This window comes from Clostridium cuniculi (genome assembly GCF_004353185.1).
Lineage (GTDB): Bacteria > Bacillota > Clostridia > Clostridiales > Clostridiaceae > Clostridium > Clostridium cuniculi.
Genome location: NZ_SMUS01000035.1, coordinates 23351 through 45148 on the forward strand (window position 1 = coordinate 23351; position 21798 = coordinate 45148).

Genomic DNA, 21798 nt, shown 5'->3' on the forward strand with positions numbered 1-21798 from the left:
AACACGAATAATAAAAAGACTCATATAAACCCTGAATATGGCAGGGTGTTTCTACTGAAAACCTTAAATTTTCATCTATGAGTGAATTTAATATATTTACCTAAATACGAATAATGTATAGAGTAAAAGCATATTAATGTTCACTTATAGATAGCGGACTTAATATGCTTATTTTTATTTGGTGGGCTCCCAAAATAACCAAATAGGAATGGCATTTATCACATATATATAAAGATAAATAATAATGATAGGAGAGATGAAGTATGGCAAGAATATTAAAAACAGCTTACACATTTGATGATGTATTATTAGTACCAAATAAATCAGAAGTTTTACCACATCAAGTTAGTTTAAAAACTCAATTAACAAAAACAATAACATTAAACATACCACTAATGAGTGCAAGTATGGATACAGTTACTGAATCAAAAATGGCTATAGCTATGGCTAGAGAAGGTGGAATCGGAATTATTCACAAAAATATGCCAATAGAGGACCAAGCAAGAGAAGTTGATAGAGTTAAAAGACAAGAAAATGGAGTAATTACAGATCCAATATTCTTAAATGAAAACCATACTGTAAGAGAAGCATTAGATTTAATGGCTCAATATAGAATCTCAGGGGTTCCAGTAACAAGAGGAACTAAATTAGTTGGAATTATAACTAACAGAGATATAGTATTTGAAACAAATTACGATAAGATAGTTTCAGATGTTATGACTAAGAGCCCATTAGTAACAGCTCCAGAAGGAACTACTTTAGATGAAGCTTTAGAAATATTAAAGACTCATAAAATAGAAAAATTACCTTTAGTTGATAAAGATAATAACTTAAAAGGACTTATAACAATAAAAGATATAGAAAAAGTTAGAGCGTATCCAAATGCAGCAAAGGATTCAAAAGGAAGACTTCTTTGTGGAGCATCTGTTGGTATAACTAATGATATGATGGATAGAGTTGATGCTTTAGTTAGAGCTCAAGTTGATGTTATTACATTAGATACAGCTCATGGACATTCAAAAGGAGTTATTGAAGGAGTTAAGAAGATAAAAGCTAAATATCCTGAACTTCAAATAATTGCTGGTAATGTTGCAACTGCTGAAGCTACAAGAGATTTAGCAGAAGCTGGAGCTGACTGTATTAAAGTTGGTATCGGACCAGGATCTATTTGTACAACAAGAATAGTTGCAGGGGTAGGGGTTCCTCAATTAACTGCAGTTATGGATTGTGCTGAAGAAGGAAGAAAACATGGAGTTCCAGTAATTGCTGATGGAGGACTTAAGTATTCAGGAGATATAGTTAAGGCTTTAGCTGGTGGAGCTTGTGCTTGTATGATGGGATCAATGCTTGCAGGTTGTGAAGAAGCACCAGGAGAAATGGAAATATATCAAGGAAGAAGCTATAAAGTTTACAGAGGAATGGGTTCTTTAGGAGCTATGGAAAAAGGTTCATCTGATAGATACTTCCAAAATGGAACTAAAAAGTTTGTTCCAGAAGGTGTTGAAGGAAGAGTTGCTTATAAAGGTGTAGTAGCAGATACTTTATATCAATTAATTGGTGGAATTAGATCTGGTATGGGATATCTTGGAGCTCCAACTTTAGAAGATTTATATGAAAACGCAGGATTTGTTGTTCAAACAGCATCAGGAATAAGAGAAAGTCATCCACATGATATAAACATAACTAAGGAAGCTCCAAACTATAGCGTTAGAGAGTAATTATTTATTTAGAGATTAATAGTAAATAGATGATAGTTGAGGGAATTCTTAAGGAATTTTAATCCTTAACTGTTATCTATTATTTATAAATTAGGAAATATAATTCTATTTTTGTTGAAAAATGTATAATTTTACGAGATAATTAAAGAAAAAACATTAGGAGGATTCTAATGAGTAGAGAATTAGTATTAGTACTTGACTTTGGTGGTCAATATAACCAGTTAATTGCAAGAAGAGTTAGAGAATGTAATGTATATTGTGAAGTTCATCCTTATAATTTAAGTGTTGAAAAGATAAAAGAAATGAATCCAAAGGGAATAATCTTCACTGGAGGACCAAACAGTGTATATGGTGAAAATTCTCCTTTATGTGATAAAGCAGTATTTGAATTAGGGATACCTGTACTTGGTATTTGTTATGGTTCACAACTTATGGCACATGTTCTTGGAGGAAGTGTTGCAACTGCTCCAGTAAGTGAATATGGTAAGACTGTAGTAAAAGTTGATAATGAATCAAAATTATTTGATGGTGTACATGAAACAACAATTTGTTGGATGAGTCATACAGATTATATAGAAAAATCTCCAGAAGGATTTAAAATAATAGGTAATACTCCAGTTTGTCCAGTAGCAGCTATGGAATGTGAAGAAAAGAATCTTTATGCAGTTCAATTCCATCCAGAAGTTATGCATACTGTAGAAGGAACTAAGATGTTATCAAACTTTGTTTATAACATTTGTAAATGTTCAGGAGACTGGAAGATGGATTCATTTGTTGAAAAGACAATTGAAGAAATAAGAGAAAAAGTAGGAAATGGTAGAGCGTTATGCGCATTATCAGGTGGAGTAGACTCATCTGTTGCTGCAGTACTTTTATCAAAAGCAATTGGTAAGCAATTAACTTGTGTATTTGTTGACCATGGTCTACTTAGAAAGAATGAAGGTGATGAAGTAGAAGCTATATTTGGGCCAGAAGGACAATATGACTTAAACTTCATAAGAGTAAATGCTCAAGAAAGATTCTATGAAAAGTTAGCTGGAGTAGAAGATCCAGAAACTAAGAGAAAAATCATAGGTGAAGAATTTATAAGAGTATTTGAAGAAGAAGCTAAAAAAATTGGAGCTGTGGACTTCTTAGTTCAAGGTACAATTTATCCAGATATAATTGAAAGTGGATTAGGTGAATCTGCAGTTATTAAATCTCACCATAATGTTGGAGGGCTTCCTGACTACGTTGATTTTAAAGAAATAATAGAACCATTAAGATTATTATTTAAAGATGAAGTTAGAAAAGCAGGTTTAGAACTTGGAATTCCTGAAAAGTTAGTATACAGACAACCATTCCCAGGGCCAGGACTTGGTATAAGAATAATTGGTGAAGTAACTGCTGAAAAGGTAAGAATAGTTCAAGACGCTGATGCAATTTACAGAGAAGAAATTGCTAATGCTGGATTAGATAAAACTATAGGACAATATTTTGCAGCTTTAACTAATATGAGATCAGTTGGAGTTATGGGTGATGAAAGAACTTATGATTATGCAATTGCTTTAAGAGCAGTAACTACAAGCGACTTTATGACAGCAGAATCAGCTGACCTTCCATGGGAAGTTCTTGGAAAAGTAACAACAAGAATAGTTAATGAAGTTAACGGGGTTAATAGAGTAATGTACGATTGTACAGGAAAACCACCAGCAACTATTGAATTCGAATAAAAAATTAAATTGCTACAAATATGTACTTTTACATGTTTGTAGCAATTTTTTTTTGTTATGTAACTATAAAGATGTTATTATGTTTGTATAGAGAATGATTAATGAAGAAAATAGAAGATTTATTATTTAATTGGAAAAATTCATGAAGATATTATAATAAAAGTTGAATGTTATTAGAAAGAATTATATATGTAAAGATATTGTATATAGTTATGAAGTTTGTTAAGGAGAATATTATGAATAATATTTTTAAAAAATTGAAAATTTCATTAGTGATAGTAGGAATTGTAGTTGGAGTAGGATATTTAGCTAATAATGGAAGAAGTAATATAGAGAAAGATAATACTAATGAGAGTATAAACAATAGTAATGAAGTACTATTGGCAAGGTCAGATAAAGAAAGTTTGGAATATGAAGATATAGAAAGTGATTATAAGGAGTTGGAATATTTAGAAGGTATATTAAATAATCAATACTTTGTTTTAATTAACAAGGATAATAAACTAGATGAAAGTTATGTACCAAGTAATTTGAAAAAATCTGAAGCAAAATTTTTAGATTATTCTCAGGATAATAATTTAGAAAATGCTACAGCAGATGCAGCAAAAAAAATGTTTGATGCAGCAGCGGAAGAGGGTATTTCTTTGATTGGGGTATCGGGGTATAGAAGTTATAGCGTTCAAAAGGGATTATATGAAACTAGAATGGAGAAAAACGGAGAAGAAAAAACCCGTGCTTATACTGCAGAGCCAGGTGCTTCAGAACATCAAAGTGGACTAGCTATAGATATTTTATGTGATGAGTATCAAACTTTAGATGAAGGTTTTGAAGATACAGATGCATTTAGATGGCTTACTGAGAATTGTTATAAGTATGGATTCATATTAAGATATTTAAAAGGTAAAGAGGACATTACAGGATATAATTATGAACCTTGGCATTTTAGATATATTGGAAATGAAGAAGTAGCTAAAGAGATAATGAATAGAGGATTAGTTTTTGAGGAATATATAAATGAAGTAAAAAATAAAATTAATGAATTAAAAAAATAGTGATAAAGTGAAAAAAGACTAAAAATATGTTTTTTATAACTATAAATGTAATAATATGGTATAATCATTATATAACTAAGTGTAAATTAGGAGGGGTACATTTATGGGGAAAAGTGTTAAAGAAAGACTAGATGAAACTATTAGACGTGATAAACAAGAAATCAATGAAGAAGATAATAATATGGAACCAAAAGGTAATAAAGAAACAAATGTAGAAGATTTTATGAATAAAAAAATTAAAGAAATGATAAATGATGAAGAACAAAAGGTAGGAGAAGAGAATGAAAATGATGATTTTGAAGAGGATTTCGAAGAAAAATCATCTAATGGAAAAAAAATAATTGTAATTCTTTTAGTACTAATAATATCACTTTCAACAATATTAGTATTATGGAGCAATGGTTATGAAATTGTTAACTTTGCATTTAATAAAGTAAGTGAAATTAATGAAGGCAAAAATGCAGAAAAGAAAAATGAAGTTGTAGAAAATGAAATTACTACAGTAGCAACTATGGATTTAAATCAATGTTATCAGATTGTTCATTACATGGCTAATACTATAATAATAGCAGATGATGGGCAAATATGGGGTCAAAATGAGATTACTAGAGAAGCTGTCACTCAAATGGTTAACGAACTAAACGGTAGAGATGACTATCTTTCAGATGAATTAAAGAAATGGTTAGAATTAGATTTTTCAAATGGAGTTTAAGTTCATAATTATGTATGGGATAAACTTGATGGGGATATAGGAAAAGCTAAAGATTTAAATCAAGAAAAAATTCAACAAGTAATTAAGTCTATGACGGAATAAATTATAAAAATAAATGAACATAATAAAAGTGTAAAGTATAAAAAATACTTATGTAAATTATTTTATATCAAAATTGTTATATAAAATTACAAAAAGGAACATGGTATTTACAAATTATTATATTATTATTGAAAATGATTAAATAATTAGAGTATAATAGGGAAAAATAAGTCATTTAATTATTGTTAAAATTGTTAGTATAAGAAAAATTATGATATAATAAATATTGTTAAAAATCCCACATTATTTGGAGGTATGAAAATGAAAAATGGTTTAAGTTTAGATTTATCAAAAGTTCAACCATATGCATCTTTATGTGAATTAGATAAGATGGAAGGTATGGTTAAGTGGGCTCATGATACAATTCATGAAGGTACAGGAGCTGGTAATGACTTTTTAGGATGGGTTGATCTACCAGTTAATTATGACAAAGAAGAATTTGCAAGAATACAAGCTGCAGCTAAAAAAATTCAATCAAATTCAGATGTTTTAGTTGTTATAGGAATAGGTGGTTCATACCTTGGAGCAAGAGCTGCTATAGAAATGTTAACAAACAATTTCTATAATGTATTACCAAATAACAAGAGAAAGACTCCAAAGATATTCTTTGTTGGAAACAATATAAGTTCAACATATATATCAGAGTTATTTGAAGCTATAGAAGGATTAGATGTATCTGTTAATGTTATATCTAAATCAGGTACTACAACTGAACCTGCCATAGCATTTAGATTATTCAAAGACTTCATGGAAAAGAAATATGGGGTTGAAGGAGCAAAAGAAAGAATATTTGCTACTACTGATAAAGAAAGAGGAGCATTAAAAGGTTTAGCAGATCAAATGGGTTATGAAACTTTTGTTGTTCCAGATAATGTTGGTGGAAGATTTTCTGTTTTAACTGCAGTTGGTTTATTACCAATCGCAGCAGCTGGAATAAATATTGAAGAAATGATGCAAGGAGCTGCTGATGCAAGAGAAATTTACTCTAATCCTTCATTAAAGGAAAATGCTTGTTATCAATATGCTGCTATGAGAAATGCTTTATATAACAAAGGTAAAGCAGTAGAAGTATTAGTTAACTATGAACCATCATTACACTATTTCAATGAATGGTGGAAACAATTATATGGAGAATCAGAAGGTAAGGATCAAAAGGGTATATTCCCAGCAGCAGTTGATTTCTCAACTGACTTACATTCTATGGGACAATTCATTCAAGATGGTAATAGAATAATGTTTGAAACAGTTCTTAATGTAGAAAAAGCTACTAAAGAAATAGTTATAGAAGCTTCTGAAAATGATGCAGATGGATTAAACTTCTTAGCAGGAAAAACTGTTGATTTCGTTAATAAGAAAGCGTTCCAAGGAACTTTATTAGCTCATAATGATGGTGGAGTACCAAATATGGTATTAAATATTCCAGAATTAAGCCCATACTACTTTGGACAATTAGTTTATTTCTTCGAAAAAGCTTGTGGAATAAGTGGATACTTATTAGGAGTAAATCCATTTGACCAACCAGGAGTTGAAGCATACAAGAAAAATATGTTTGCTTTACTTGGTAAGCCAGGTTATGAAGAGTTAAAAGCTGAATTAGAATCTAGATTAAAATAATTATTTTATAATATGAAGATTATAGTTGATGGAGATGCCTGCCCAGGTATCTCCATTATTACAAATATAGCAAAAAAGTATGAGCTAGAAGTTATAATTTATTGTGATATTAATCATTACATAACAGTAAATTATGGAGAAGTTAGAGTTGTTGATACTGGATTTCAAAGTGTTGATATGAAGGTAGTAAATGAATGTAGTAATGGGGATATTATAATTTCACAAGATTATGGTGTTGCTGCTATTTGTTTAGGTAAGAAGGCTAATGTAATTAGTCCTAAGGGATATATTTACACAAATGAAAATATTGGAGCTATGTTAGAGCAAAGACATTTATCTCAAAAGATAAGACGAGGTGGAGGAAAAACTCCAAATGCTAAAAAAAGAACTATAGAAGATGATAATAGATTACAAAATAATTTGTTATATTTAATAAAAGATAAAAATATAGAATAAGCTGTAGAAATATATCTATAGTTTGTTCTTTTTTTTTATATATATTAGACAAATTTCAGCTTTTATTTCAAAGAGGAAATAGTATAATTGAAATAGAAAATTATGCAAACTATGGTGGTTAAAGTATATGTGAAATGGTGAGGTGGAGAGAGATGAAAGAGGTTTTAATTGATTTTGACAATAAAAGCCCTGCTGACTTAAATAAAAATATAAATATTGCAGCATTTTTAACTGAAAATGATGATGTTGAATATAAGTTTATGGAGGGGATTGAGGGTATATGGAAGCCTATACAAGACTTTTCAAAAAGCAATATTTGTACGTGGAAGCCTACTAAACCAGGAAAATATATGATAATGGTTCAAGGAAAATCAACTAATTGTAAAAATGCATATGACTATCTTGGTAGATCAGAATATGAGATAGTAGAAAATTCAAAATTAATTAATAAAGTTGAAATAGATAAAAATAAAATAAATGTAGGAGAAAAGTTACACATTAATGTTAGTACTAATGAAGAATTAGTATTATATAGATTTTGGATAAAGGGAAAAAAAGATTGGGAAATTTTAAGGGATTATACTACAGAAAATGAATTTATTTTTACAGCTACAAAGCCAGGTAAGATGGAAGTATTAATAGAATGTAAAAATGTACAATCTGAAAGAAATGTTGATGATTTTACAACTGTAAAGTTTGAAGTTAAAGATTTAGAAAAAATCGAAATAACAAACTTTTTATGTTTGACTCAAAATATGTTGGTTAATGAAGAATTGATTTTTAAGGTTGAAGCTAATTATGAAAAAAATAGACCTTTATTATATAAATTTTTAAAAATAAATAAAGAAGGACGAGTTACTTGTATTCAAGATTTTTCTTCTAAAAGCATGGTTACTTTTAAAGAAAAATTACCAGGTGAATATAAGTTATTGTGTTATGTAAGAGATATGTTCTCAACAAATTCTTTTGATGATAGAGCTGTTATTGTTTATAACGTAAATCCATATAATGAGGTTAAAATTAGAACATTTAAAAGTGATATTAAGTCACCACAAGCAGTTGGAACTGAAATAAACTTATTAGCTTTAGTAGATGGAGGAAAAGAATTATTATATAGATATATTATAGAAGGCCCTATTTCAGAAGATAGTGGCTATATAAGAGGAAATGAGTTTATATGGGAGCCTAGAGATGATGGGAAATATAAAATAACTCTTAAAGTTAAAGATATTTCATTTGAAGGAGATCATGAAGATATAACATCTATTCAATACGAGGTTTATAACAAAGGAGAAAAGCCAGTTAGAATAGTAGATGTTAAATGTGATAAAGGAAAAAGATGTATAATAGGTGAAGCTGTAAATATTAAAGTTAAAACTGATGGTGGAATTAAGCCTATATATAAGTTTACCATATATAAAAATGGCGTTGAAAAAGAGAGCATAGACTATGGAATAAATAATTGGATTAACTTTATACCAGAAGAACCTGGAGAGTATGAAGTTGATATCAAGTTAAAAGATGAATTTTCTTCAAAAGATTATGATGCATCAACATCTTTATTTATTGAAGCAAAAGATTATATAGCAGCAGATATTGATTATATCTTATTGAATAGCAAAGAAACATATTTAGTAGGAGACATAATTAATATTGAGGCAATTGTTAAAAATACAAAAGATATTTTAACTAAATTTGTAACGAAAATAAACGGATACGAAGTAGAAAATACTGAATTTATAGATGAAAAATCAATAAAAATTAAGCCGAAATGTCCTGGAAAATATACTTTTGTAATATACGCAAAGAATGTGAAATCTACTGAAGAATATGATAGTAAAAGAGAGGTTTCTATTTATGTTCATGAAGTTATTCCTGTAAATTCAACAAAATTACAGCTTTCATCCAATGATTTAGAAGTAGGAAAAGAAGTGACTTTTGAAGCAATATCAGAAGGTGGAAAAGAAGTATGTTACGAATTTTATATTATGATAAATGGTGAATGGGTTTTAGCACAAGGATATAGTAGGAAAAATTATTATACATTTGTACCATTTAAGAAGGGAAATTATAGAGTATTAGTTCTAGATAAAAGTTTTCACAAAGATGTTCCATATGAAGATTATGATACCATTGAGTTTGAAGTTAAATAATTTCCATAAAATGTATCGACCTCCGGGGAAGACCCAATATATGGATTCTACGGAGGTTGTATTTTTAAATTCTTGCAATTGGGAGATATTAATAATAGAATAAGCTATATAAAAGTTTTACGAGGTGTTTTATGGAAAGACTAGATAAGGTACTATCTAATTTAGGTTATGGTACAAGAAAGGAACTTAAGAAAATTTGCAGAAGTGGATTAGTTGAGGTTAATGGGGAAATAGCTAAGGATAGTGGAATGCAAGTAGATCCTGAGAATGATAAAATTGTGATTAATGGAGAAGAAATTTTCTATAGAAAGTTTATTTATTTAATGATGAATAAACCTGATGGAGTAGTATCTGCTACTTATGATAATAGAGATGAAACAGTAATTGATTTATTAGAGGTTGAACATCAAGTATTTGAACCATTTCCAGTAGGAAGATTAGATAAGGATACAGTTGGATTGTTATTATTAACAAATGATGGAGAGTTAAATCATAGATTAATATCTCCAAAATGGAAAGTTGATAAAGTTTATTATGCTAAGATAGATAAAAAAGTTACTGATGAAGATATAAGTAAATTTAAAACTGGAATAACATTAGATGATGGATATCTTTGTAAAGAAGCAAAATTAGAAATATTAAGTGCTACTGATGATGGATCAGAAGTTATGGTTACAATTCAAGAAGGTAAATTCCATCAAGTTAAGAGGATGTTTGAGGCAGTAGGTAAAAAGGTTACATATTTAAAGAGAACTGAATTTGGTACATTGCCTTTAGATGAAGATTTAGAAGAAGGCGAATATAGAGAACTTACAAATGAAGAATTAGCTATATTAAAGAGCTTTTAACGAAAGAAAACAAAAAAATGATAGTAAAACATTCATATGTATAAAATTTAGCAAGATATTTTTCAAAAATCCCTTGCAATATAAAATTTTCTTTACTATAATATTAATGCAAGGATAAATAAAAGGAATTAAATAGCCCCCTTTTTATTTATTGCTTATTGCTGAAGCGCAACCTGGCCCCAAGGGTTGCGTTTTTTTGCGTTTAAAAATAAAAAAAGTAAATGATTTCACAATAAGATTTTATTTATCTTATCCCAAAGTATTAATTAGATAAAGTTTATTATACTATTCTTTATAATAATAGATTTTTTAAATTTAATTAATTATGGCAATAATATATACTAACTATGTTATAATAATTTTTATATAGATTGTATGTTCGATTAAAGCAGATAGTTTAGTCGGAAAAATGAAGGGAGGATGTTCTTTTGGATTTAAAATCTTTACTTAATAAAGAACAATATGAAGGCGCGGTAACTGTAGAGGGACCTGTACTTATTTTAGCAGGAGCAGGGTCAGGTAAAACTAGAGTTTTAACACATAGAATGGCTCATATGATAGAAGATTTAAATATTTTTCCTTATAAAATATTAGCAATAACATTTACTAATAAAGCAGCTAAAGAAATGCAAGAAAGAGTGCAGGCACTTATAGGGGATAAGGCTAATGATATGTGGATATCTACATTTCACTCAACTTGTGTAAGAATACTAAGAAGAGAAATTGAAAAGCTTGGATATAAGAAGAACTTTACTATATATGATGGAACTGATCAAAAGACTCTTATAAAAGAGTGTATAAAAATTCTTAATATAAATGACAAGGAAATAACTGAACAAGAAATAATGGGTAAGATAAGCAAAGCAAAAGATAATATGCAAAGTGCAGATTCTTACTATAGAGAACATGAATCTAATTTCAGAGAAAAGAAGATTGCTGAAGTTTACAGAATGTATCAAAAAAGGTTAAAGGAAAATAATGCTTTAGACTTTGATGATTTAATTTGTAAGACGGTAGAATTATTTAAGAAAAATCCAGAAACATTAGAGTTTTATCAAAGAAAATTCCAATATATTATGGTAGATGAGTATCAAGATACAAATGGGGCTCAATATGAACTTGTAACATTACTTGCAGCAAAACATAGAAATATTTGCGTAGTAGGGGATGATGATCAATGTATATACCAATGGCGTGGAGCTGATATTAAGAACATCCTTGGTTTTGAGAAAGATTATCCAGATGCAAAGGTAATAAAGCTTGAGCAAAATTACCGTTCAAAAGCTAATATATTAAATGCAGCTAATGTTGTTATAGTAAATAATGCAAATAGAAAAAGTAAAGTTCTTAGAACAGAGCAAGAGTCTGGAAGTAAAATTAAAGTATATAGAGCATATTCAGATGGTGATGAAGGTACATTTGTAGCTAATCAAATAGAAAAAATAAAGAAAGAGCAAAATAAGCAATATAAAGATTTTGCTATACTTTACAGAACTAATGCTCAGTCACGTATATTTGAAGAAAGTTTAAGAAGAGCAGCAATAGCTTATAAAATTGTTGGTGGAACTAAGTTCTATGACAGAAAAGAAATTAAAGATATGTTAAGTTATTTAAAAGTTCTAGTTAATCCTTCTGATAGTATAGCTTTAAGAAGAATAATAAATGTTCCTAAGAGAGGAATTGGAGATGCAACTATACAAAAGGTTTTAGATTTTGCTGAAAGTTATGAGTTACCTTTGTGGGATGCATTATCAGAAGTTAGAACTATTCCAACATTAACAGCTAGAAATTGTGCTGGAATTGAAAAGTTTATGGAACTTATGGAAAATCTAATGGTGATTTCTGAAACTGTACCAGTATCACATTTAATTGAGACAATTTTAGAGGATACTGGATATATTAAAGAACTTGAAGCTTCAAAGCAAATTGAAGATAAGAGTAGAATAGAAAACTTAAAGGAACTTGTATCTGACGCCGTTGATTTTGAGAAAAATTATGAAAAAGAAAAGGCAGCAGGATCAAGTGAATTTGATATAAATAAAACACAATTAGAAGCTTACTTAGAAAAAGTTTCTCTTGTTCAAGATACAGATAAGCTTGAAGATGAAGAGGATGAAAATGGGACTGTTGTTCTAATGACTATTCATAGTGCTAAGGGGTTAGAGTTCCCAGTAGTATTTATGGTTGGTATGGAAAATGGAATATTCCCAGGCCAAGCATCCTTTAATAGTGATGCTGAGATGGAGGAGTCTAGAAGGCTTTGTTATGTTGGTATAACTAGAGCAAAGGAAACATTATTTATGACTTCTGCTGAAGTTAGAAGAGTATTTGGTAGAACAGTTGCGTACCCTCAATCAGACTTTATTTCTGAAATTAAACCGGAACTTAGAGAATACGTTACAATGACTGGTGATAGTAAAGATGTAACGTCAGCTTCAGGTGCTGGAACAGTAAATGGTAGATTTAAACCATCATATAGTAACCCGCATAGTTTAAGAAGCAATTATGGAACCTTTGAGAATAGGAATTTCGGTGGAGGAAATAGAGCAAGTTCAGTATCAAATGAATTAGCAGCAACATCTACAATGACTGCTGCAGAAGCTACTATTGGAAGAAAAGTTAAACATGATAAATTTGGTGAGGGAACAATAGTTGCAGTATCAGATGTAAATGGAGATAAAAAATTAACAATAGCATTTAATCAACAAGGAGTAAAAATGCTAATGTTATCAATGGCAAAACTAGAGCTTTTATAAGAGTTATAAGTTATAAGTGATAAGTGGTAGGCTTAAGATTAAACTCTTAGCTTATCACTTTTAATTTGTCGATTAAGAAAGGGAGATTTGAATGGATAAGAAGATTCGTGTAGAGGAATTAGTTGAACTTTTAAATAAATATGCCTATGAATACTATTCTTTAGATAATCCATCGGTATCTGATAAAGAGTATGATATCAAGTATGATGAATTAAGAGCTTTAGAAGAAGAGACAGGATATGTATTGCCTTATTCACCAACGCAAAGAGTTGGGGATGTAGTTCTTCAAGGATTTAATAAATATACTCATAAAGCAAGACTTTGGAGTTTAGACAAGGCTCAAAGTTTTGATGAAATAAAAGATTGGCATAATAGAAATGTTAAGTTTGTAAATGAGATGAATTCTAGAGGTGAAAATTTACCTAATCTTAGATATGTTATAACAAAAAAGTTTGATGGATTAACTATTAATTTAACATATGATGAAAATGGAATTCTTCAAACTGCTGCAACAAGAGGAAATGGTGAAACTGGAGAAGAAGTGACAGCTCAAGTTAAGACAATAAAGGAAATTCCTTTAAAGACTTCAAGTGGTGATTTATTTGAAGTTCATGGTGAGGCAATAATGACTGTCGAAGCCTTTGATAAATATAATGCTACATCAGAAACACCACTTAAAAACTTAAGAAATGGTGCTGCTGGGGCTTTAAGAAACCTAAATGTTAAAGAAACAGCTAGAAGAGGACTTTCTGCATTTTTCTATGATGTAGGATATAAAGAAGGACAAAACTTTAAAACTTATGAAGAAATGCTTAACTTCATAAAAGAAAAAGGTCTTCCAATGGATGATTATATAAGGTATGCAACTACTTTAGAAGATGTAGAAAAATATATAACTGAAATCAAAGATATGAGATTCGATTTAAATTATGACATCGATGGAGTTGTTATTGCCATAGATGATATAAGAACTAGAGAACTTTTAGGGTATACAGTTAAGTTCCCTAAATGGGCAATTGCATTTAAGTTTGAAGCTCAAGAGGCTACAACTAAACTTTTAGATGTTGAATGGAATGTTGGTAGAAGTGGTAGAGTTGGTCCTACAGCAATCCTTGAGCCTGTTGAACTTGCTGGAGTTACAGTTAAGAGAGCAACTCTTAATAATATGGATGATATTAAAAGAAAAGGTGTAATGATAGGTGCAGATGTATTTATTAGAAGATCTAATGATGTTATTCCAGAAATTATGGGAGTTGTTGAATCAAGTTTAGAAAATGCTACTGAAATTAAAGTTCCAGAAACTTGTCCAGCTTGCGGAAGTCATTTAGTTTTAGATGGAGCTCATTATTTCTGTGAAAATACATTATCATGCAAACCTCAAATGGTAAAAAGTATAGTTCATTTTGCTTGTAGAGATGCTATGAATATTGAAGGATTCTCAGAAAAAACTGCAGAACAGTTATTTGAAAAGCTTGATATAAGATCAATTGCAGATTTATATAAGTTAGATTATGAAAAATTATTAACTTTAGATAAATTTGGACCAAAGAAGGCTCAAAATCTATTAGATGCAGTAGAAAGAAGTAAAACACCTGAATTATACAGATTTATATATGCATTAGGTATTCCTAATGTTGGTGTTAAAACTGCTAAGGATTTAGTTAATAAATTTAAATCAATAGAAGGATTAAAGAGTGCTACATTTGATGAACTAGTATCTGTTCAAGATGTTGGTGATATAGTAGCTAAATGTGTTTTAGAGTTCTTCCAAGAGGAAAAAGTATTAGCTACTATAGATGAGTTATTAAAGCTTGGAGTAAACCCTTCATTTGAAGAGAAGGTTATATTAGAAAGTTCGTTTAATGGTAAAACTGTAGTTGTTACAGGAACTTTACAAAATTACTCTAGAGGTGAGATAAAAGCTAAATTGGAATCTTTAGGTGCAAAGGTTTCAGGAAGTGTAAGTAAGAAAACAGATTACGTTATAGCTGGGGAAGAAGCGGGTTCTAAATTAACAAAAGCTCAAGATTTAGGAGTTACTGTGTTATCAGAAGAGGAATTTGAAAATATGGTTTAATAGATTAATATCTTAGAATAATACTTATTATTCTAAGATATAAATTAAAAAGCAGTTACAAATACTTATTATTTGTAACTGCTTTTTTAATTTATATTATCATCAAACTTTATAATATTATTATCATCATTAGGTGTTAAATTTTCCATTAAAAAATCTGTATCTAAAGAAGTTTCATCACGAGTTGTTGCTTTTTCAAGTGATGAAATACTTTTATTTATTTTTTCAAGTAAATAAGTTTGAATTCGTTGGTTCTTAGCCACTTTAAGAAAAGCTATGAAAGACCATATTCCAATAAACATAAAGCAAATCATAAAAATAATAGCTACTGATTGGAAAATTATTTGAACTACTTGCAGTGCAGTTGTCATATCTTAGTACCTCCATAAGTTTATAAAATGATTATATCATAAATTGGAAATAATGCTATAAAAAATATTAACTTATACTTTAAAAGATTAATTCTTAATAATTATGTCTATAATTATAAAAAAGTATGCAGAAAGGGGAAATAAATTTGAAAAAAATAATATTAACTATTTCTATTTCAATTGTAACTATAATTATTTTATTAAGCTTTATAGATAGAACACCACAGCAAGTTTCTAATAATACAGCTGATATTGTTTATTCAATAAGTAGTATACCAACAAATTTAAAATCTATAGGTGATTTAGATAAAAGACAACAAGATATAGTTTGTGCTACTAGCAAAGGATTAGTAGAGAGTGATTCAGATGGAAATATACAACCTGCATTAGCAGAAAGTTATGAAATAAATGATGATGGATTAGAATATGTTTTTAAAATAAGGAATGATGCATATTGGAGCAATGGTGATAAAATAACACCAGAAGACATAGTTTCATTTTTTAGAGAAGTAATTACAGAGGATAATGAAATATCAGCATTATTAAATGTTTTTGGAGTAAAAGATTATTTAGAAAGTGATAAAACTTTTGCTGAAACTGTTGCAATTACTTCTGATGAAGACAGTATAAAAATAAGATTAAATTCAAAAGATGATGGATTTATAGAAGAATTAACAAAGCCCCAGTATAGATTAAGAAAGGATGTTTTATTTTGGGAGGATATAGCTTTGAATTATAAAAACATCCCATATTCTGGAGATTATTATATCGATAGTATAAGTGAGACAGAGGTTGTACTTAAAAGAAGTAGTAAGGCTAGTGTAGAGTTAGCGCAAACAATACATTTAGTTAAGGATGAGAGTGAAGATTTAGCATTAGCAGCTTTTGAAATAGGAAATAGAGATATTGTAATTAATCCACCTAAAAGTCAGTTAGAAAGATTGAAAACAGAAGGAAAGCTAATAGAATCTCCATCAAATGAAGCATTATATTTAGCCTTTAATGCAAATAATTCTAATTTTTCTAATGAAGTAAAAAATGAAATTTATAGGTTAGTAAATGAAGCTATAGAAGAATATCAAAATCAAAACAATATATTAGTTGAATTGGCGGAATGTAGTTATTTTAGGGAGGATAAAGAGGATTTAACTAAACTTCAAAGTAGAAATGTTATGGTTAATACTGAAAAAGAAATAACCATGCCATCTAAGATTGTGTTAGTAGCTCAAGAAAGTCTTGAAAATAAGGATATAACTAGTTATATAACTAATTGGTTTAAAAATAATACTGATATTGCAATTGTAGTTAATTTATTATCAGAGGAAGATATGAATCTAATTAGTGAGAAAAATTATTATGATATTGCATTAGTTAATGTTTATGCAAAATTAGATGACGATGAACAACTTTTAAATACTATTTCTAGCTTCGTTCCAAAAGAACAAAGAGAAATGATAAACAATTCAAGCTCAAAAGCTGAGAAAGAAGAGTTATTTGCGCAAATAGAAGAAGATTTGTTTAATAATTATAGAATATTACCGTTATTATTTTATAATAATACAATAGCTGTTGATGGTAATGTTGATAGTAGTATATTAGATGGAAATGGAAATATAGATTTTAAAAGTATAAAAAAATAAAAAGAATGATTAAGGAATACTATTTTTATTTCTTAATCATTCTTTTCCTTTAACTAAATAATAATAATTAATTTTTATTTGTTTCTGGATTATTTTCATCAGGTTTACTTAATGGTGTTGATTGTATTTCCACAGAATTTTCATTAACTATTATATCCTCCGGAACAATATCAACTACTTCTGTTGAAGTATTATCTTGAGTTTCTATAATTTTTTCAGTTGTAGTAATTGAATCAGAAGATTCTGTAACAGTATTAATGGACTCTTCTTGTGATGATCTTACTTCAGATGTTGAAAGCATACTATCTTCTAGCAGTCCTAATTCATCCATATATTCATCTTTGAAAAGATGAATAAGCAAAAAGAAGTTTAAGAAGTTTCTATAGCTATCGAATGTATTTTTACTAATAGAAAATGAATCTTTACGCTTATTGTAAGTTATATATTTATTGAATATTGGAGCAACTCCAGTACTATCAGGGGTTGGGATATTAGGCATTCTAAAATAACTTTCATCAACCATATCTTTAGAATTTAAACTAAAACCACGATATCTTTCATAATCATCTAAAGTTGGAGCTTCTGGCCAACTTGTTATTAGGCCGGAGTTAATAATAAATTTCTTATATATAGTAGATATCATCATTCGATATTCATTAGAACTGCTAATTATATTTTGGTAAATAATAAAAGCAAGAATATAGAATGTAATATCAAAGCATGAATATTTAATTTCTTTCTTTGAAGAAAGCTTATAAAAAGCACCCTTATCTTCATCATATAAAGTATATAGTCTATTTATAATTTCTGTTATCTTTTCTGAAAATGTTAGTATCTTTGTATGTTTATAAGATAAAGTTAAAACTATGGAACATAAAGAAGCTGTATCTAATGAATTAATATAATAATCTTTCTCATCAAATTTACACATAGCATAATCAGCAAGATCTATAATTAAATCTTTCAATTCAGCATTATTATCATTGTAGCTATACAGAATATTTAGTGATAATAAAACCTTACAAATTTCATCTAATGAACAATCATAAATTTGATCTTTAAAATCACAGAACATCCTTAAAATTTGTTCTGAAAATTCCTTATATAAATCAGAAGATTCATCATTAGGATTTTTTATAGAATATAAGTAATATGCAATCATCATAAATGCCTGATCAGAGAATTTAAATTTCTTATCTTTGTCAACTAGATTAAAATTTTTAGCGTTATTTTCTAATATGTTCTTCTTATCTACAAACACACCTTCTCTGTTTCTTAAATGTGTTGAGTAAAAATCAAGCTGATCTTTTGCTAGATTTTTATATATTTCATTGATTGAATAAATATTTTTGTCTATATTTTCAAAACTTCTATAGTAATCCAATAATTCTAATAAGCACAATGACATTAATGCATTAGTACTTGGGTTAATTTCTTTTTTAAAAGTTTCTTCATCAAATCCGTTTGAATTTTTACTATGAATAAATGTTGGAGAAGCCTTTCTATACACACATAATAGTGGAGAAAAATTACTATTTGTGGTAATATCAATTGAGGAAGACAATTTATTATACTTTTTTATTTGAGAGACTAAACCGCATCTTGAGTTTAGTACAATAGTTTTTACTGCTTCTTTAGATAAATAAAAAAGTTGTCCGTTAATTTCCTTTTCAGAAAGGCTATTCATTCTAAAAAATGGCCCAATATATCTCAAATTTTTCACCTCTTAATTAATCCTTATATTAATATTATGAGTAGAGTGAGAATTTGTTGCATTATTTTTAAAAAAAGGAGAAATTTATATATATAAGCAATTATTAAAATGGAGGAATTATAAATGAGAAGTGACGGAAGAAAGAATGATCAAGTTAGACATGCAAAAATAACTAGAAATTATATAAAACATGCAGAGGGATCAGTTTTAATTGAAGTTGGGGATACTAAGGTAATTTGTACTGCATCAATAGAAGAGAAAGTTCCTCCCTTTTTAAAAGGTACAGGAGAGGGATGGATAACAGCAGAATATAATATGCTTCCGCGTTCTACTGCAACAAGAAAGCCTAGAGATATAGCAAGATTAAAAGTTGATGGTAGAACTATGGAGATACAAAGATTGATAGGTAGAGCATTAAGATCTGTTGTGGATTTAAAAGCATTAGGAGAAAAGACTATTTGGATAGATTGTGATGTAATTCAAGCTGATGGGGGAACAAGAACTACTTCTATTTGTGGTGCCTTCGTTGCTTTAGTTGATGCAATGAATAAGCTTCATAAGCAAAAGCCATTTAAAGTATATCCTATTAGGAAATTTTTATGTGCAACAAGTGTAGGTATTGTTGGAGATGAAAAATTACTTGATTTATGTTACGAAGAAGATTCAACTGCAAGAGTTGATATGAATGTTATTGGAACAGATGAAGGTGAATTTGTAGAAATTCAAGGTACAGGAGAAGAAGCACCATTTAATAGAAAAGAATTAAATGAGTTATTGGATTTGGCTGAAAAGGGTATAAAACAAATGATACAATTACAAAAGGAATCTTTAAAAATGGATTCTTTATGGATTGGAACAGGAGAATAGTATGAAAAAAATAATTTTAGCTAGTAATAATCTAAAGAAAATAAAGGAAATAAAAGAAATACTTAAAGGATATCCATATGAAATTTATTCATTAAAGGATATGTCTATTGATATAGATGTTGAAGAAGATGGATTAACTTTCGAAGATAATGCTAAAAAGAAGGCAATGGAAATACATCAATATTTATTAAATAAAGGTGAAAGTAACTTTATAGTTTTATCAGATGATTCTGGGTTAGAAGTAGATTGTTTAAATGGGGAACCTGGAGTTTATTCTGCTAGGTATGCTGGTGAACATGGTAATGATTATAAAAATAATCTTAAACTATTAGAAGAAATGAAAGCATTTAAGGGTGATGAGAGAAGTGCTAGATTCGTTTGTGAAATAGCAGTAGTATTTGAAGATGGTAGTGTTAAGATTGTAAGAGGAGAAGTTGAAGGTACTATTATAGAGGAGCTAAAAACAGAAGGTGGATTTGGATATGATCCATTATTCTTCTATAAAGGATTCAATAAAACATTTGGAGAAGCAACACCAGAAGAAAAGAATGCGATATCTCATAGAGGAAATGCTCTTAAAAAACTTAAAGAGATATTAATTTAATAATAGAGCACAATTTAAAAATATTGCGTAGCAATATTTTTAGTTAAGAGAGAATAGTGAAGAGTGAATAGTGAAGGAAAAAACTCCTTAGGGAGTTTAAAAAATATATATTTTAAGAAACTGCTATAGCAGTTTCAACCTTAACTTTTCACTCTTCACTCTTACCTCTTAACTAACTAAAGTGCTTAGCAATTTATTTAATTTATAGTGAAGGGATGATTATAGTGCTTATTGCAGTAATAAGTGATTCTCATGGTAATAGAAATAGTATAAGTAAGATAAAGAAGAAGATAAGTAATGCACAAGTGCTTATATTTTTAGGTGATGGAGAAAATGACCTAAATGAGATTACAGAAGAATTCAATGGAGAAGTATACGCTGTTAGAGGAAATTGCGACTTTAATGGCAAATATCCAGAAGAAATGATAATAGAAATTCAAGGCAAGAAAATATTTATGTGTCATGGACATAAGTACGGTGTTAAATATGGATATAACTCTATTTATTATAGAGGAAAAGAGGTTGGAGCAGATATAGTTTTATTTGGACATTCTCATTTACCTATTATTGAGGAGTATGATGGAGTAACATTAATGAACCCAGGAAGTATTTCACATGGAATGGGTAGAATTAATAAGACTTTAGGATATATTGATTTAGTTGATGATAAGGAACCAATAATATATATAAAAGAGGTATAAAATAAAATTATAAAAAAAATTAAAAAAGGTATTGACGAATTAAAAATCATAATGTAGAATAATCATTGTCGCTGCGAGATGTAGCAATGTGATTACCGGGGTGTGGCGCAGATGGGAGCGCGCGTGGTTTGGGACCATGAGGTCGCAGGTTCGATCCCTGTCACCCCGACCAGTTTAGTTAAATTAGACTTGACTTTTTTAAGTAAATCTGATTAACTGAATAAGAAATGTGCGGGTATCGTATATCGGTAATACTCCAGCCTTCCAAGCTGGAAAGGTGGGTTCGATTCCCACTACCCGCTCCAATCAAGTTTTAAAAAAAGACTTGACATAAATAAAGAAATGTTTTAAAATAATAAACGTTCTTTGGTATAAGCGTGTTTAGCTCAGCTGGATAGAGCAACGCCCTTCTAAGGCGTGGGCCAGGAGTTCGAATCTCTTAACACGCACCACTTTTATACCGGGGTGTGGCGCAGATGGGAGCGCGCGTGGTTTGGGACCATGAGGTCGCAGGTTCGATCCCTGTCACCCCGACCAATTTGCTTAAAAAAGTAAATGTGGTTAACTAAATAAGAAATATGCGGGTATCGTATATCGGTAATACTCCAGCCTTCCAAGCTGGAAAGGTGGGTTCGATTCCCACTACCCGCTCCATAAGCGTGTTTAGCTCAGCTGGATAGAGCAACGCCCTTCTAAGGCGT

Annotated in this window: 16 protein-coding genes, 5 tRNA genes and 1 riboswitch; of the genes, 19 read left to right on the plus strand and 2 right to left on the minus strand. The window is 29.3% G+C overall.

What is annotated here, in order from left to right; genetic code table 11:
• A riboswitch (purine riboswitch) is annotated at positions 1-98 on the plus strand.
• Positions 99-263: 165 nt separating this feature from the next.
• The 10 genes from guaB to ligA all read left to right on the plus strand — a co-directional run bounded on the left by guaB (position 264) and on the right by ligA (position 15200).
• Positions 264-1718, plus strand: a complete 1455-nt coding sequence (gene guaB / locus EJJ37_RS15440; protein WP_133016422.1) for an IMP dehydrogenase — start codon at positions 264-266, stop codon at positions 1716-1718.
• Between the two features lie 170 nt (positions 1719-1888).
• Positions 1889-3430 carry a glutamine-hydrolyzing GMP synthase gene (gene guaA, locus EJJ37_RS15445; protein WP_133016423.1) on the plus strand — a complete coding sequence of 514 codons (1542 nt, stop codon included), beginning with the start codon at positions 1889-1891 and terminating at the stop codon, positions 3428-3430.
• A gap of 236 nt (positions 3431-3666) precedes the next feature.
• Positions 3667-4482, plus strand: coding sequence for a M15 family metallopeptidase (locus EJJ37_RS15450; protein ID WP_166484794.1), 816 nt, complete (start codon positions 3667-3669; stop codon positions 4480-4482).
• Between the two features lie 103 nt (positions 4483-4585).
• A complete protein-coding gene (locus tag EJJ37_RS15455; protein ID WP_133016425.1) occupies positions 4586-5194 on the plus strand; it encodes a DUF6241 domain-containing protein in 609 nt (202 codons plus the stop codon).
• Between the two features lie 363 nt (positions 5195-5557).
• Complete coding sequence (locus EJJ37_RS15460) at positions 5558-6910, plus strand: glucose-6-phosphate isomerase (RefSeq protein WP_133016426.1); 1353 nt, start codon at positions 5558-5560, stop codon at positions 6908-6910.
• A gap of 12 nt (positions 6911-6922) precedes the next feature.
• The gene (locus tag EJJ37_RS15465; RefSeq protein ID WP_133016427.1) at positions 6923-7366 is read left to right on the plus strand and encodes a YaiI/YqxD family protein; all 444 of its coding nucleotides are present in this window, start codon (positions 6923-6925) and stop codon (positions 7364-7366) included.
• A gap of 152 nt (positions 7367-7518) precedes the next feature.
• The gene (locus tag EJJ37_RS15470) at positions 7519-9519 is read left to right on the plus strand and encodes a triple tyrosine motif-containing protein (protein ID WP_133016428.1); all 2001 of its coding nucleotides are present in this window, start codon (positions 7519-7521) and stop codon (positions 9517-9519) included.
• A gap of 131 nt (positions 9520-9650) precedes the next feature.
• Positions 9651-10367: a pseudouridine synthase gene (locus EJJ37_RS15475; RefSeq protein WP_133016429.1), complete on the plus strand. Its 717-nt coding sequence runs from the start codon at positions 9651-9653 to the stop codon at positions 10365-10367.
• 428 nt (positions 10368-10795) lie between these two features.
• Entirely contained in the window at positions 10796-13123 is a 2328-nt protein-coding gene (pcrA, locus tag EJJ37_RS15480; protein WP_133016430.1) for a DNA helicase PcrA, read from the plus strand.
• A gap of 91 nt (positions 13124-13214) precedes the next feature.
• Positions 13215-15200 (plus strand): NAD-dependent DNA ligase LigA, encoded by a 1986-nt coding sequence (ligA, locus tag EJJ37_RS15485; protein WP_133016431.1) that lies wholly within the window; start codon positions 13215-13217, stop codon positions 15198-15200.
• Positions 15201-15286: 86 nt separating this feature from the next.
• Here ligA and EJJ37_RS15490 read toward each other — a convergent pair whose 3' ends face one another.
• The gene (locus EJJ37_RS15490) at positions 15287-15571 is read right to left on the minus strand and encodes a hypothetical protein (RefSeq protein WP_133016432.1); all 285 of its coding nucleotides are present in this window, start codon (positions 15569-15571) and stop codon (positions 15287-15289) included.
• Positions 15572-15717: 146 nt separating this feature from the next.
• Between EJJ37_RS15490 and EJJ37_RS15495 the strand changes: the two genes are divergently transcribed.
• Positions 15718-17211, plus strand: a complete 1494-nt coding sequence (locus EJJ37_RS15495) for an ABC transporter substrate-binding protein (RefSeq protein WP_166484795.1) — start codon at positions 15718-15720, stop codon at positions 17209-17211.
• Between the two features lie 67 nt (positions 17212-17278).
• Here EJJ37_RS15495 and EJJ37_RS15500 read toward each other — a convergent pair whose 3' ends face one another.
• Positions 17279-18925, minus strand: coding sequence for a hypothetical protein (locus EJJ37_RS15500; protein WP_193553937.1), 1647 nt, complete (start codon positions 18923-18925; stop codon positions 17279-17281).
• 123 nt (positions 18926-19048) lie between these two features.
• Here EJJ37_RS15500 and rph point away from each other — a divergent pair, with 123 nt between their 5' ends.
• The 8 genes from rph (at position 19049) to EJJ37_RS15540 (ending at position 21751) form a co-directional block, all read left to right on the plus strand.
• Positions 19049-19792: a ribonuclease PH gene (gene rph, locus EJJ37_RS15505; protein WP_133016434.1), complete on the plus strand. Its 744-nt coding sequence runs from the start codon at positions 19049-19051 to the stop codon at positions 19790-19792.
• A gap of 1 nt (position 19793) precedes the next feature.
• Positions 19794-20396, plus strand: a complete 603-nt coding sequence (locus tag EJJ37_RS15510; protein WP_133016435.1) for an XTP/dITP diphosphatase — start codon at positions 19794-19796, stop codon at positions 20394-20396.
• A 215-nt stretch (positions 20397-20611) separates the two neighbouring features.
• Positions 20612-21097, plus strand: coding sequence for a YfcE family phosphodiesterase (locus EJJ37_RS15515; RefSeq protein WP_207739645.1), 486 nt, complete (start codon positions 20612-20614; stop codon positions 21095-21097).
• A 96-nt stretch (positions 21098-21193) separates the two neighbouring features.
• Positions 21194-21269, plus strand: a tRNA-Pro gene (locus EJJ37_RS15520).
• 59 nt (positions 21270-21328) lie between these two features.
• Positions 21329-21402 (plus strand) — tRNA-Gly (locus EJJ37_RS15525).
• 70 nt (positions 21403-21472) lie between these two features.
• Positions 21473-21549: transfer RNA gene (locus EJJ37_RS15530), tRNA-Arg, on the plus strand.
• Between the two features lie 9 nt (positions 21550-21558).
• Positions 21559-21634: transfer RNA gene (locus tag EJJ37_RS15535), tRNA-Pro, on the plus strand.
• Between the two features lie 43 nt (positions 21635-21677).
• Positions 21678-21751 (plus strand) — tRNA-Gly (locus EJJ37_RS15540).
• The last annotated feature ends 47 nt before the right edge of the window (positions 21752-21798 follow it).

Bases quoted from the DNA above. Each gene is read 5' to 3' on its own strand.
- rph (WP_133016434.1), top strand. From the start codon at position 19,049: ATGAGAAGTGACGGAAGAAAGAATGATCAAGTTAGACATGCAAAAATA.
- EJJ37_RS15510 (WP_133016435.1), top strand. From the start codon at position 19,794: ATGAAAAAAATAATTTTAGCTAGTAATAATCTAAAGAAAATAAAGGAA.
- EJJ37_RS15450 (WP_166484794.1), top strand. From the start codon at position 3,667: ATGAATAATATTTTTAAAAAATTGAAAATTTCATTAGTGATAGTAGGA.
- EJJ37_RS15515 (WP_207739645.1), top strand. From the start codon at position 20,612: ATGATTATAGTGCTTATTGCAGTAATAAGTGATTCTCATGGTAATAGA.
- EJJ37_RS15475 (WP_133016429.1), top strand. From the start codon at position 9,651: ATGGAAAGACTAGATAAGGTACTATCTAATTTAGGTTATGGTACAAGA.
- guaA (WP_133016423.1), top strand. From the start codon at position 1,889: ATGAGTAGAGAATTAGTATTAGTACTTGACTTTGGTGGTCAATATAAC.
- EJJ37_RS15460 (WP_133016426.1), top strand. From the start codon at position 5,558: ATGAAAAATGGTTTAAGTTTAGATTTATCAAAAGTTCAACCATATGCA.
- guaB (WP_133016422.1), top strand. From the start codon at position 264: ATGGCAAGAATATTAAAAACAGCTTACACATTTGATGATGTATTATTA.
- EJJ37_RS15465 (WP_133016427.1), top strand. From the start codon at position 6,923: ATGAAGATTATAGTTGATGGAGATGCCTGCCCAGGTATCTCCATTATT.
- EJJ37_RS15490 (WP_133016432.1), bottom strand. From the start codon at position 15,571: ATGACAACTGCACTGCAAGTAGTTCAAATAATTTTCCAATCAGTAGCT.
- EJJ37_RS15470 (WP_133016428.1), top strand. From the start codon at position 7,519: ATGAAAGAGGTTTTAATTGATTTTGACAATAAAAGCCCTGCTGACTTA.
- ligA (WP_133016431.1), top strand. From the start codon at position 13,215: ATGGATAAGAAGATTCGTGTAGAGGAATTAGTTGAACTTTTAAATAAA.
- EJJ37_RS15455 (WP_133016425.1), top strand. From the start codon at position 4,586: ATGGGGAAAAGTGTTAAAGAAAGACTAGATGAAACTATTAGACGTGAT.